Here is a 12,993-nt window from a genome sequence, read left to right as displayed (position 1 = left end):
CCGTTTCCGGGCGCTTGGATTACAGTTTCTTGGCTTTCTCGATCGCTTCTTCGATGCCGCCGACCATGTAGAACGCTTGTTCTGGCAGGTGGTCGTAGTCACCGTTGAGGATGCCTTTGAAGCCAGCAATGGTGTCTTTCAGGGAAACGTATTTACCCGAAGCACCGGTGAAGACTTCAGCCACGAAGAACGGCTGCGACAAGAAGCGCTGGATCTTACGAGCACGGTTTACCAACTGCTTGTCGGCTTCCGACAGCTCGTCCATACCCAGGATCGCAATGATGTCCTTCAGTTCTTTGTAACGCTGCAGCACGTACTGAACGCCGCGAGCGGTGTCGTAGTGCTCCTGGCCGATCACGTTCGGGTCCAGCTGGCGCGAAGTCGAGTCGAGTGGATCGACCGCTGGGTAGATACCCAGGGAAGCGATGTCACGGGACAGAACGACAGTGGCGTCCAAGTGGGCGAAGGTGGTGGCTGGCGATGGGTCGGTCAAGTCATCCGCAGGTACGTATACCGCTTGGATCGACGTGATCGAACCTTCCTTGGTCGAAGTGATACGTTCTTGCAGAACGCCCATCTCTTCAGCCAGGGTCGGCTGGTAACCTACTGCAGAAGGCATACGGCCCAGCAGTGCGGATACTTCAGTACCGGCCAGGGTGTAACGGTAGATGTTGTCGACGAACAGCAGAACGTCGTTACCTTCGTCACGGAACTTCTCGGCCATGGTCAGGCCGGTCAGTGCTACGCGCAGACGGTTTCCCGGCGGCTCGTTCATCTGACCGTAAACCAGTGCCACTTTGTCCAGAACGTTGGAGTCCTTCATCTCGTGGTAGAAGTCGTTACCCTCACGAGTACGCTCACCCACACCGGCGAACACGGAATAACCGCTGTGCTCGATGGCGATGTTACGGATCAGTTCCATCATGTTTACGGTTTTGCCTACACCGGCACCACCGAACAGACCGACTTTACCGCCCTTGGCGAACGGGCAAACCAGGTCGATAACCTTGATGCCGGTTTCCAGCAGGTCGTTGCCGCCCGCTTGCTCGGCGAACGAAGGTGCTGGACGGTGAATGCCCCAGCGCTCTTCGGTGTCGATCGGACCAGCTTCGTCAATCGGGTTGCCCAGTACGTCCATGATCCGGCCCAGGGTCGCTTTACCGACCGGTACGGAGATGGCTGCGCCAGAGTCGATAACGTCCAGACCGCGCTTCAAGCCTTCGGTGGAACCCATCGCAATGGTACGAACTACGCCGTCGCCCAGCTGCTGCTGAACTTCCAGAGTAGTTTCCGCGCCTTGTACTTTCAGCGCGTTGTAGATGCTCGGTACGCTGTCGCGTGGGAATTCCACGTCGATAACGGCGCCGATGATTTGAACGATACGTCCGCTACTCATAGCTGGATCCTCTGAATATTTGAACCGTTAAACCGCGGCAGCGCCGCCGACGATTTCCGAGATCTCTTGGGTGATCGCAGCCTGACGCGCCTTGTTGTAGATCAGCTGCAAATCGCTGATCAGATCACCGGCGTTATCGGTAGCGTTTTTCATCGCGATCATCCGCGCCGCTTGTTCAGCTGCGTTGTTCTCGACCACCGCCTGGTACACCTGCGACTCCACGTAGCGCACCATCAAGCCGTCAAGCAGCTCTTTGGCGTCTGGTTCGTAGAGGTAGTCCCAGTGGTGCTTGAGTTCCTGATCCGGGGTCGCCACCAGTGGAATCAACTGCTCCACGGTTGGCTGCTGGGTCATGGTGTTGATGAACTTGTTGGATACCACGGACAGGCGGTCAATCCGGCCTTCCAGGTACGCATCCAGCATCACCTTCACACTGCCGATCAAATCATTGATCGACGGCTCTTCACCCAGGTGGCTGATAGCTGCAACGACGTTACCGCCGAAGTTGCGGAAAAAGGCCGCACCCTTGCTACCAACAACACACAGATCGATCTCGACGCCGTTTTCGCGGTTTACCGCCATGTCCTTGACCAGGGCCTTGAACAGGTTGGTATTCAAACCACCGCACAAACCACGGTCACTGCTCACTACCACATAACCCGCACGCTTAACTTCGCGGCCGATCATGAACGGGTGGCGGTATTCCGGGTTGGCGTTGGCCAGATGCCCAATTACCTGGCGGATACGCTCCGCATAAGGACGGCTAGCAGCCATGCGCATTTGTGCCTTGCGCATTTTGCTGACCGCCACTTTTTCCATGGCGCTGGTAATTTTTTGCGTGCTTTTGATGCTCGCAATCTTACTGCGAATCTCTTTTGCGCCTGCCATGTAACACCTATCAGGTTAGCAAGCGGGAGCCTTGCGGCTCCCGCTGCGGCTTACCAGGTTTGGGTGGCCTTGAACTTCTCGATACCGGCTTTCATGCCAGCGTCGATATCGTCATTGAAGTCACCCTTCACGTTGATCTTCGCCATCAATTCGGCGTGATCGCGGTTGAAGTAAGCAATCAGCGCTTGTTCAAAGCTGCCGACCTTGGCGATTTCAACGTCGGTCAGGAACCCACGCTCAGCGGCATACAGCGACAACGCCATGTCAGCGATCGACATTGGGGCGTATTGCTTCTGCTTCATCAGCTCGGTAACGCGCTGACCATGCTCAAGTTGCTTACGGGTCGCTTCGTCCAGGTCAGATGCAAACTGGGCGAATGCCGCCAGTTCACGGTACTGAGCCAGAGCGGTACGGATACCACCGGAGAGCTTCTTGATGATCTTGGTCTGAGCGGCACCACCCACACGGGATACCGAAACACCGGCGTTCACTGCAGGACGGATGCCTGAGTTGAACATGGCCGATTCCAGGAAGATCTGACCGTCGGTGATGGAAATCACGTTGGTCGGAACGAACGCGGAAACGTCGCCAGCCTGGGTTTCGATGATCGGCAGTGCGGTCAGGGAACCGGTTTTTCCGGTCACTGCGCCGTTGGTGAACTTCTCTACATACTCTTCCGAAACGCGGGATGCGCGCTCCAGCAGACGGGAGTGGAGATAGAACACGTCGCCTGGGTAAGCTTCACGGCCTGGTGGACGGCGCAACAGCAGGGAGATCTGGCGATAAGCCACTGCCTGCTTGGACAGATCGTCATAAACGATCAGCGCGTCTTCACCGCGGTCGCGGAAGAATTCACCCATGGTGCAACCGGAGTACGGTGCCAGGAATTGCAGCGCAGGAGATTCCGAAGCACTGGCAGCCACGATGATCGTGTTGGCCAGGGCGCCGTTTTCTTCCAGCTTGCGAACCACGTTGGCGATGGTCGATTGCTTCTGACCAATAGCGACGTAGACGCAGAAAATGCCGCTGTTCTTCTGGTTGATGATCGCGTCGATGGCCAGAGCGGTTTTACCGATCTGACGGTCACCGATGATCAGCTCACGCTGGCCACGGCCGACAGGAATCATGGCATCGACAGCCTTGTAGCCAGTCTGTACAGGCTGGTCTACCGACTTACGCCAGATCACGCCTGGAGCAACTTTCTCGACCGCGTCGGTCTCGGTGTTGCCCAGTGGACCTTTACCGTCAACAGGGTTACCCAGTGCGTCGACTACGCGACCCAGCAGTTCCTTACCAACCGGAACTTCGAGGATGCGGCCTGTGCACTTGGCGCTCATGCCTTCAGCCAGACTGGTGTATGCGCCCAATACAACGGCACCTACGGAGTCTTGCTCCAGGTTGAGGGCCATACCGTAGACGCCGCCCGGAAACTCGATCATCTCGCCGTACATAACGTCGGCCAGACCGTGAATCCGCACGATGCCGTCAGATACGCTGACGACAGTGCCTTCGTTACGGGCTTGGGAGGTCACATCGAGCTTGTCGATGCGGCCCTTGATAATTTCACTTATTTCGGAAGGATTGAGTTGCTGCATTGCTCTGCTGCCCCTTCAAACTCAAGATTTCAATGCTTCGGCAAGATTCGCGAGTTTGCCGCGAATCGAGCCATCGATAACCAGGTCGCCGGCGCGAATGACAACACCCCCAATTAGGGATGGGTCTTCCGCAACTTGCAGGCGCACTTCCCGGTCGAGTCGTGCACTGAGAACCTTGGCGAGTTTGTCTTGCTGTTCTTGGTTCAATGCAAAAGCACTGGTGACTTCAACGTCTACCGACTTCTCTTGCTCAGCCTTGTACAGGTCGAACAGAGCGGCAATCTCCGGCAGAAGCAGGAGACGGTCGTTTTCGGCAATGACGTTGATGAAGTTCTGTGCCTTCACATCAAACTTGTCGCCGCACACTTCAATAAAAGTGGCGGCCTTGTCTGCGCTCGTCAGTCGCGGGGCCTTGAGCACGCGCTGCATGGTGTCGTCTTGCGACACTGCTGCAGCCAGGCCGAGCATGGCTGACCAAGAGGCCAGCTGCTGGTGGGCCTGGGCGTGCTCGAAGGCTGCCTTAGCGTAAGGTCGGGCCAACGTGGTCAATTCTGCCATGATCGCCCTCGCTTAAATTTCAGCAGCCAGTTTGTTAACCAGCTCCGCGTGCGCGTTTTGATCGATTGTGGCACCCAGGATCTTCTCAGCACCGCCGACGGCCAGAGCACCCAGTTGGGCACGCAGCGCATCTTTGACACCATTGAGTTCCTGCTCGATCTCGGCCTGAGCCTGAACCTTCACACGGTCAGCGTCGATACGGGCTTTTTCAACAGCCTCTTCAACAATCTGGTTACCGCGTTTCTTGGCTTGCTCAATGATTTCGGCTGCCTGGGCTTTCGCTTCGCGCAGTTGCTGACCCGCTTTATCTTGGGCCAACTCCAGGTCGCGAGCTGCTCGGGCGGCAGCGTCCAGTCCATCCGCGATCTTCTTCTGACGTTCGTGCAAAGCCGCGATGACCGGAGGCCATACGAACTTCATGCAGAAAACTACAAAAATCAAGAACGCTAAGGACTGACCAATAATGGTTGCATTAATGTTCACGCCAATACCTCGCTCGTTCGTTGCACAACACACCAATCACTCAAAAAAATGAGTGATTAACCGGCGAGTTGACCAACGAAGGGGTTCGCGAAGGTGAAGAACAGAGCGATACCAACACCGATCATGGTCACGGCGTCGAGCAGGCCGGCGACGATGAACATTTTAACTTGCAGCATTGGAACCATTTCTGGCTGACGCGCTGCGCCTTCCAGGAATTTTCCGCCCAGCAGGCCGAAACCAATGGCAGTACCCAGAGCGCCCAGGCCGATCAACAGTGCAACAGCGATAGCGGTTAGACCAACTACAGTTTCCATCTTTCCTCCCGACTTTTACGTCGTATGGTTTAGGTTTTTTAGATTTTAAAGCGGTAAAACAAATCGTTTCATAGCCCTGGTGGGCCACCTTCCCGTTTCACCGGGAAGGACATCAGACTAGTCGAGACTGGCCTTAATGGTTCTCTTCGTGCGCCATCGACAGGTAGACGATGGTCAGCATCATGAAGATGAAGGCCTGCAGGGTGATGATCAGGATGTGGAACACGGCCCACGCCCACTGCAGAACAATGCCCAGGCCGCTAAGCCAGAGCAGACCGCTACCGAACATCACAGCGATCAGAATGAACACCAGCTCGCCGGCATACATGTTGCCGAACAGTCGCAGCGCCAGGGAAATCGGCTTGGCGACCAGGGTGACGAATTCCAGCAGGAAGTTCACCGGGATCAGCAGGGCTTGAACGAAAACGTTCTTGCTGCCGAACGGGTGCAGGGTCAGTTCGCCGATGAAGCCGCCGATGCCCTTGATCTTGATGCTGTAGAAAATGATCAACGCGAACACCGACAGGGCCATGCCCAGGGTAGCGTTCGGGTCAGTGGTCGATACCGCGCGGAATGGAATGTGCGGGTCGCCGGAGATGAGGATGGCCAGTTGAGGAATCCAGTCAACCGGAATCAGGTCGACGGCGTTCATCAGGAACACCCAGACGAAGATGGTCAGTGCCAGCGGTGCAATCACGGCGCTGCGGCCATGGAAGCTGTCTCTCACGCTGCCATCGACGAATTCGACCAGTACTTCGACGAAGTTCTGCAGGGCACCCGGTTGACCGGAAGTCGCCTTTTTTGCCGCCATGCGGAAAATCAGGACGAAGATCAGACCCAGTGCGACCGACCAACCCAGAGTGTCCAGGTGGAAAGCCCAGAAGCCCATTTCTTTGGCTTCTGCTGCGGAGTGGGCAAAGCCCCAGCCGCCGTTGGGAAGCTGACCGAAGGTCAGGTTCTGCAAGTGGTGCTGGATATAGCCCGAAGCGGTTGTTTCTGCCATGGTTGCCTCAAACGCCCTAAGGTTTCGAAAGTCTTGTTTTCATTAGCAGGGGAGCGAACCAGCTGACCAGTTGGGTCAACACGAAGACGCCGAATACAGCCAGCGGCGCCAATGGCTTCACACCTGCAAAGGTCAGTGCAAACAGCACTGCCGTCAAAATCAGTTTCCCTGCCTCGCCGGCATAAAAAGACCGGACGATAGCCTGGGCTGCTCGGGCGCCGGAAAACCGAAAGGCCCTATGAGCAAAATACATATTGGGCAGCAAGGCTATCAGGCCTCCGCAGAGTCCTGAATATCCGGCTACGACTCCGTGCCAGTACCAAAGCGCCAATGCGGCGATCAGCAAAATGACAAATTGAGCCAATAGGACCGGGAAAACGGCCAAGCGATGGAACGGCAACGTGTTTGGCGTGCGGGTTTCCATCACTCTTGCTCCTCAATGGTCGGCTGCCGGAAATCAATAACTTGGCATAATTTGTGCCGACAAAATGCGCGCAGAGTATAGGGGCGGTTCTGCCCCTATTCAACTGCCGGGTAGTGATTTCCGATCACGCGCTACATAAGCAAATGTTTCAGCGGATGTGGGCAAGGACGCCCTGCAGCTCATCAAGGGAGTTATATCCGATGACCAATTGGCCTTTGCCTTTCTTGCCATGGCGAATTTGCACCGCAGAGCCCAGGCGCTCGGCCAGGCGCTGCTCAAGACGCGCGATATCCGGATCAGGTTTGGCGGTTTCGACCGGTGCAGGTTTGCCGCTGAGCCACTGGCGAACCAGGGCTTCGGTCTGACGAACGGTGAGCCCCCGTGCGACAACGTGTCGCGCCCCCTCAACCTGTTGATTTTCAGGCAATCCGAGCAATGCACGGGCGTGGCCCATTTCCAGGTCACCATGGGACAACATGGTCTTGATGACTTCCGGCAACGCGATCAGGCGCAGCAGGTTGGACACGGTTACGCGGGATTTACCCACCGCCTCGGCCACTTGTTGCTGGGTCAGCTGGAATTCCTGTTGCAAACGCTGCAAGGCGATCGCTTCTTCGATCGGGTTGAGGTCTTCACGCTGAATGTTCTCGATCAACGCCATGGCAATGGCCGTTTCATCCGGCACATCGCGCACCATCGCCGGAATGGTCTCTTTGCCGGCCTGCTGACTGGCGCGCCAGCGGCGTTCGCCCGCAATGATTTCAAAGCGCCCGGCGCCGATCGGGCGAACCACGATCGGCTGCATCACGCCCTGGGCCTTGATCGAGTTGGCCAGTTCTTCCAGCGCCTGCGGGTCCATGTCCCGGCGTGGCTGGTACTTGCCGCGCTGGATAAGGTCCAGAGGCAGGTGCTGCAGCTCACGTTCGTCAGCCTGCACCGCTTGTTCTTCAAGCGATGTGACGGTCGGACCACTCAACAGTGCATCCAGTCCACGTCCGAGACCTCGTTTCTTGACGGCCATGGGGATTCCTTAAGTTGGCTGGGCTGCAGCGGTGCGGGAGTTGCGGCGTTGACGGCGAACCATCTCGCCAGCCAAAGCCAGGTAGGCAATGGCGCCACGCGAAGTCTTGTCATACGCCAACGCCGGCATGCCATAGCTCGGCGCTTCGGCCAAGCGGATGTTACGTGGGATTACGGTGTCGTATAGCTGCTCGCCAAAGTGTTCCTTGAGCTGGGCCGACACATCGTTCATCAGGCTCAGGCGCGGGTCGAACATGGTGCGCAACAGGCCTTCGATCTGCAGGTTCGGGTTGAGCAACTCGGCGATGCGCTTGATGTTATCCACAAGGTCACTGAGCCCTTCCAGCGCGTAGTACTCGCACTGCATGGGGATAATCACCCCATCGGCGGCGACCAACGCGTTGAGCGTGAGCATCGACAGCGAGGGTGGACAGTCGATCAGAATGTAGTCGTAGTTATCACGGATCGGCGCCAGGGCGCTGCGCAGACGGCTTTCTTTCATCTGCATTTCCAGCAGCACCACTTCCGCCGCGGTCAAATCGCGGTTGGCCGGCAGCAGTTGATAACCACCGTGCTCGGAATAGTGCATGGCCTGTGCGAGGTCGCACTCGCCGATCAGCAAATCGTAGACCGAGTTTTCCAGGCCGTGTTTATCCACACCGCTACCCATGGTGGCGTTGCCCTGTGGATCGAGATCGATCAACAGCACCCGGCGCTTGGTCGCGACCAGGGATGCTGCGAGGTTGATGCAGGTGGTGGTTTTACCCACGCCACCTTTTTGGTTCGCTATCGCGAATACCTTAGCCATTCTTGCTTGTGTTCCCAATCATGCCGTGCGGCGCAGTATCAGCAGATGGCGTTGGCCTTGGCAACCGGGTACGGCCAGGGCGTGTTCGCTATCGAGGTGGAAGTCTGCCGGCAATGCTAACAGCTCATCGCTTGGATGGACGCCCTTCATTGCCAGCCAGCGAGTATCGCGGTCGCCCAAGTGACGGGTCCAGTTGCTGAAGTTCTCCATGCTGCTGAACGCTCGGGACACAATCCCGTTGAAAGGCTGTTCAGGGATGAGCTCTTCGACGCGACTGTGGATAACTTGCAGGTTATCCAGCTTGAGTTCGAGTTTGACCTGGGTCAGGAAGCGGGTTTTCTTGCCGTTGCTGTCCAGGCAGGTCACTTGCGACTCGGGAAACAGGATGGCCAAGGGAATGCCCGGCATGCCGCCGCCACTGCCCACATCCAGCCAGCGACCGTTTTCGATGAACGGCATAACGCTCAGACTGTCGAGCAAATGCCGGGACACCATCTCGTCGGGATTACGCACCGCCGTGAGGTTGTAAGCCTTGTTCCATTTGATCAACAGGGCCAGGTAGCCGAGCAGCAATTGCTGCTGGACGGGGCTCAGGTCAACGCCCAACTGGCGGGCACCTGTGGATAACTCTTCGGCGTGTTGCGAGGTAACCAACGAACTCAAGCGCTTTGCTCCAACTGACGGCCCGCGCCGCGTTTTTTCAAATGAATCATCAACAGCGAAATGGCTGCCGGGGTGACGCCGGGGATGCGTGACGCCTGGCCCAGGGTTTCCGGCCGAGTTATCCCCAGCTTGCTTTGAATCTCTTTCGACAGCCCGGAGATACCGGTGTAATCGATATCCACAGGCAGCTTGGTGTTTTCACTGGCACGCAGACGGGCGATTTCGTCCTGCTGGCGGTCAATGTAACCGGCGTATTTGGTTTTGATTTCAACCTGTTCGGCGACCTGTGGATCTTCTGCGCCACCGCCCGTTACTTCGACGAGGCCCGCGTAGTCGATTTCAGGACGGGACAGCAAGTTCAGCAGGTTGTATTCGTGGGTCAGCGGCGTCCCGAATTTTTCGGCGAGCGCGTCGCCCTGTTCGGTACCCGGACGAACCCACGTGCTTTTCAGGCGCTGTTCTTCGAGTGCAATGCTCTCGCGTTTTTTGCAGAACGCGGCCCAACGCGCGTCATCGACCAGGCCCAGTTCGCGACCTTTTTCGGTCAGGCGCAAGTCGGCGTTGTCTTCGCGCAGGATCAGGCGATATTCGGCCCGGGATGTAAACATCCGGTACGGTTCCTGGGTACCCAGGGTAATCAGGTCGTCAACCAACACGCCGATGTACGCTTCATCACGACGCGGGCACCAACTGTCTTTGCCCTGTGCACGCAGCGCCGCGTTGGTCCCGGCCAACAAACCTTGGGCTCCGGCTTCTTCGTAACCGGTGGTGCCGTTGATTTGCCCGGCAAAGAACAGGCCGCCGATCACTTTGGTTTCGAGGCTGTACTTCAGGTCGCGCGGGTCGAAGTAGTCGTACTCGATGGCATAGCCTGGACGCACGATGTGTGCGTTTTCCATGCCGCGAATCGACTGCACGATCTGGATTTGCACATCGAACGGCAGCGAAGTGGAAATCCCGTTCGGGTACAACTCGTGCGTCGTCAGGCCTTCGGGCTCGATGAAGACCTGGTGGCTTTCCTTGTCGGCAAAGCGGTGGATCTTGTCTTCGATCGAGGGGCAATAACGCGGGCCAATGCCTTCGATAACCCCGGAATACATCGGCGAACGGTCGAGGTTCGCGGCAATGATCTCGTGGGTACGCGCATTGGTGTGGGTAATCCAGCAGCTCACCTGTGTTGGGTGCTGTTCTTTGGAACCCATGAACGACATGACCGGAATCGGGGTATCACCGGCTTGTTCGGTCATCACCGAAAAATCCACCGAACGCCCGTCGATACGTGGTGGGGTACCGGTTTTCAGACGGCCGACACGCAGGGGCAACTCACGCAGGCGCTTTGCCAGGGCAATCGACGGCGGATCACCAGCACGGCCACCGGAATAGTTCTGCATGCCAATGTGGATAAGTCCGCCGAGGAAGGTACCGGTGGTCAACACCACGGATTGCGCGAAGAAACGCAGACCCATTTGGGTGACAACGCCCTTCACCACGTCCTGTTCGACGATCAAGTCATCCGCCGCCTGTTGAAATATCCACAGGTTCGGCTGGTTTTCCAGGGTTTCGCGTACTGCCGCCTTGTACAGAATACGGTCAGCTTGTGCCCGAGTAGCACGCACGGCCGGGCCTTTGCGGCTGTTGAGCACGCGAAATTGAATGCCACCCTTATCGGTAGCCATGGCCATGACGCCGCCAAGGGCGTCGATTTCCTTGACCAGATGGCTTTTGCCAATTCCGCCAATGGCAGGGTTGCAACTCATTGCACCGAGGGTCTCCACGTTATGCGTGAGCAGCAGGGTTTTTACGCCCATGCGTGCTGACGCCAGTGCTGCCTCGGTACCGGCATGACCGCCGCCGATGACGATCACTTCAAAACGGGAAGGGAAATCCACCACGCACCTCGTGCCTGCTTATGTAGGTAATCAGGAATTGTTTGTTGAAAGGGTTTTAGAGCTTTGGCGGCAAGTATAGGGACTTAGCCCTTCCTAAAGAACCCTTTGCACAAAATTTAACCAGCTGTGGATGAATCACAGACAATAGAAATTAAAAAGAAAGAAATTTATAAGATCTTTGTTTTTATGTTTATTTCTACTGAGCACCTTTTCTGTGGATAGATCTCTACAAGCCTTTATTTACGGTGTGTACAGAGATTCAAAAGTCTGTGGTCATGTGCCAATGAGGCCCTTGGATAAGTGCTTTAAGCCTGTGGATTAAAGTATTGGTTATCCACAGAGGGGTTTTTACTCAGGTTTTACGCCCTGTTATCAACTGGGCACAGGCGCGGTTATTCACAGGGCTTAATCCACACAAAAGCGTAGTTGGCGGCACATTTCGCCCACGGCAAGGCCGCCTCGATGCGAGGGATTAATCAGAAAATCAAAAGAGCTGCCCTGAAACGGGCAAAACAGGCACGCACGAATGGCCTGCCTGTGAACAACGAAGGGTTATTTACCGATGCAGAAGCTGGAAAAAATCCGACCCAGCAAATCATCCGAGCTGAATGCGCCAGTGATCTCGCCCAGGAGTTGCTGTGCCTGACGCAAGTCCTCAGCCAACAGCTCCCCAGCACCCGCCAGGGTCAGCTGAGCCCGTCCATGCTCGAGGGCCGCGCTGGCATGACGCAGCGCCTCCAGGTGCCTGCGACGCGCACTGAAACTGCTTTCGGACGTCTGCTTATAGCCCATGCAGGCTTTGAGATGGTCTCGCAGCAATTCAAGCCCATCACCCGCCGACTTGGCGCTCAAGCTGATAGTGACATGGCCATCCTCGCTGGTTTCCAGAACGATGGCTTCGCCTGTCAGGTCGGCCTTGTTGCGGATCAGGGTAACGTTGGCCGGGTCAGGTCGCTGCTCTAGAAATTCCGGCCACAAGGCAAAGGGATCCGCAGCCTCCGGCGCAGTGGCATCGACCACCAGCAACACGCGATCCGCTTCGCTGATGGCCTTGAGGGCGCGCTCCACGCCGATCTTTTCCACTTGGTCGTCGGTATCGCGCAAGCCTGCGGTGTCGACCACGTGCAGTGGCATGCCGTCGATGTGGATATGTTCGCGCAGGATGTCCCGGGTGGTGCCGGCAATTTCGGTGACGATAGCCGCTTCACGGCCGGCTAATGCGTTGAGGAGGCTGGATTTACCGGCATTGGGTCGACCCGCAATCACCACGGTCATCCCATCGCGCAGTAAAGCGCCCTGCCCGGCTTCGTGCAGAACGGTGGATAACTCCTCACGGACTTTATCCAGCATCGCCAAGACGTGGCCATCGGCGAGGAAGTCGATTTCTTCCTCAGGAAAATCAATCGCCGCCTCAACGTAGATACGCAGGCTAATCAATTGCTCGGTCAAGTTATGCACACGCACCGAAAATGCCCCCTGCAAAGAACGCAACGCGTTGCGCGCCGCCTGTGCAGAACTGGCCTCAATCAAGTCGGCGATGGCTTCGGCCTGTGCCAGGTCGAGCTTATCGTTAAGGAATGCCCGCTCACTGAACTCACCTGGACGGGCCAGACGGCAACCCAATTGCAGACAGCGTTGCAACAGCATATCCAGGACCACGGGGCCGCCGTGGCCCTGTAGCTCCAGGACATCTTCACCGGTGAAGGAGTTGGGGCCTGGGAAATAGAGCGCCAGGCCTTCGTCCAACACGCTTTCGTCGGCGGCCAGAAATTGGCCGTAATGGGCGTAACGCGGCTTCAACTCCCGACCGCTGATCGCCTTGGCGGCAGGACCTGCGAGCGGTCCGGAAATACGCACAATACCGACACCGCCGCGACCTTGAGCGGTTGCAACAGCAGCGATGGTTTCACGAGGAGCGCTCATCGGCAGGTTCCAGGACAAAAGTGACGGAA

The 12,993-nt window shown here is 57.0% G+C and carries 13 protein-coding genes; all 13 read right to left on the bottom strand.

Annotated features, from left to right (window positions below; genetic code table 11):
• Positions 1 to 19: 19 nt before the first annotated feature.
• Positions 20 to 1,396 carry a F0F1 ATP synthase subunit beta gene (atpD, locus tag AB4N98_RS12600; RefSeq protein ID WP_003177062.1) on the bottom strand — a complete coding sequence of 459 codons (1,377 nt, stop codon included), beginning with the start codon at positions 1,394 to 1,396 and terminating at the stop codon, positions 20 to 22.
• 27 nt (positions 1,397 to 1,423) lie between these two features.
• Positions 1,424 to 2,284, bottom strand: coding sequence for a F0F1 ATP synthase subunit gamma (atpG, locus tag AB4N98_RS12595; RefSeq protein ID WP_017528668.1), 861 nt, complete (start codon positions 2,282 to 2,284; stop codon positions 1,424 to 1,426).
• A gap of 50 nt (positions 2,285 to 2,334) precedes the next feature.
• Positions 2,335 to 3,879: a F0F1 ATP synthase subunit alpha gene (gene atpA, locus AB4N98_RS12590; protein WP_003177064.1), complete on the bottom strand. Its 1,545-nt coding sequence runs from the start codon at positions 3,877 to 3,879 to the stop codon at positions 2,335 to 2,337.
• Between the two features lie 21 nt (positions 3,880 to 3,900).
• Positions 3,901 to 4,437 carry a F0F1 ATP synthase subunit delta gene (locus AB4N98_RS12585; protein WP_017528669.1) on the bottom strand — a complete coding sequence of 179 codons (537 nt, stop codon included), beginning with the start codon at positions 4,435 to 4,437 and terminating at the stop codon, positions 3,901 to 3,903.
• Positions 4,438 to 4,449: 12 nt separating this feature from the next.
• A complete protein-coding gene (locus AB4N98_RS12580; protein ID WP_008439543.1) occupies positions 4,450 to 4,920 on the bottom strand; it encodes a F0F1 ATP synthase subunit B in 471 nt (156 codons plus the stop codon).
• A 56-nt stretch (positions 4,921 to 4,976) separates the two neighbouring features.
• Complete coding sequence (atpE, locus tag AB4N98_RS12575) at positions 4,977 to 5,234, bottom strand: F0F1 ATP synthase subunit C (RefSeq protein WP_002555987.1); 258 nt, start codon at positions 5,232 to 5,234, stop codon at positions 4,977 to 4,979.
• 133 nt (positions 5,235 to 5,367) lie between these two features.
• On the bottom strand, positions 5,368 to 6,237 hold the full coding sequence (gene atpB, locus AB4N98_RS12570) for a F0F1 ATP synthase subunit A (protein WP_065879216.1): 870 nt from the start codon (positions 6,235 to 6,237) through the stop codon (positions 5,368 to 5,370).
• A gap of 16 nt (positions 6,238 to 6,253) precedes the next feature.
• Positions 6,254 to 6,661, bottom strand: coding sequence for a F0F1 ATP synthase subunit I (locus tag AB4N98_RS12565; RefSeq protein ID WP_010565865.1), 408 nt, complete (start codon positions 6,659 to 6,661; stop codon positions 6,254 to 6,256).
• 148 nt (positions 6,662 to 6,809) lie between these two features.
• On the bottom strand, positions 6,810 to 7,682 hold the full coding sequence (locus AB4N98_RS12560; protein WP_017528672.1) for a ParB/RepB/Spo0J family partition protein: 873 nt from the start codon (positions 7,680 to 7,682) through the stop codon (positions 6,810 to 6,812).
• A gap of 9 nt (positions 7,683 to 7,691) precedes the next feature.
• Complete coding sequence (locus AB4N98_RS12555) at positions 7,692 to 8,489, bottom strand: ParA family protein (RefSeq protein WP_017528673.1); 798 nt, start codon at positions 8,487 to 8,489, stop codon at positions 7,692 to 7,694.
• A gap of 18 nt (positions 8,490 to 8,507) precedes the next feature.
• A complete protein-coding gene (rsmG, locus tag AB4N98_RS12550; RefSeq protein ID WP_017528674.1) occupies positions 8,508 to 9,152 on the bottom strand; it encodes a 16S rRNA (guanine(527)-N(7))-methyltransferase RsmG in 645 nt (214 codons plus the stop codon).
• The gene (mnmG, locus tag AB4N98_RS12545; protein ID WP_026067322.1) at positions 9,149 to 11,041 is read right to left on the bottom strand and encodes a tRNA uridine-5-carboxymethylaminomethyl(34) synthesis enzyme MnmG; all 1,893 of its coding nucleotides are present in this window, start codon (positions 11,039 to 11,041) and stop codon (positions 9,149 to 9,151) included. Before mnmG ends, rsmG begins: the two co-directional genes overlap by 4 nt.
• A 552-nt stretch (positions 11,042 to 11,593) precedes the next feature.
• Positions 11,594 to 12,964, bottom strand: coding sequence for a tRNA uridine-5-carboxymethylaminomethyl(34) synthesis GTPase MnmE (gene mnmE / locus AB4N98_RS12540; protein WP_017528676.1), 1,371 nt, complete (start codon positions 12,962 to 12,964; stop codon positions 11,594 to 11,596).
• Positions 12,965 to 12,993: the final 29 nt, after the last annotated feature.

It is taken from the genome of Pseudomonas sp. S3_E10, assembly GCF_054667615.1.
The sequence above is the reverse complement of the archived record's forward strand: the minus strand, read 5'-3'. Positions and strand labels throughout refer to the sequence as shown.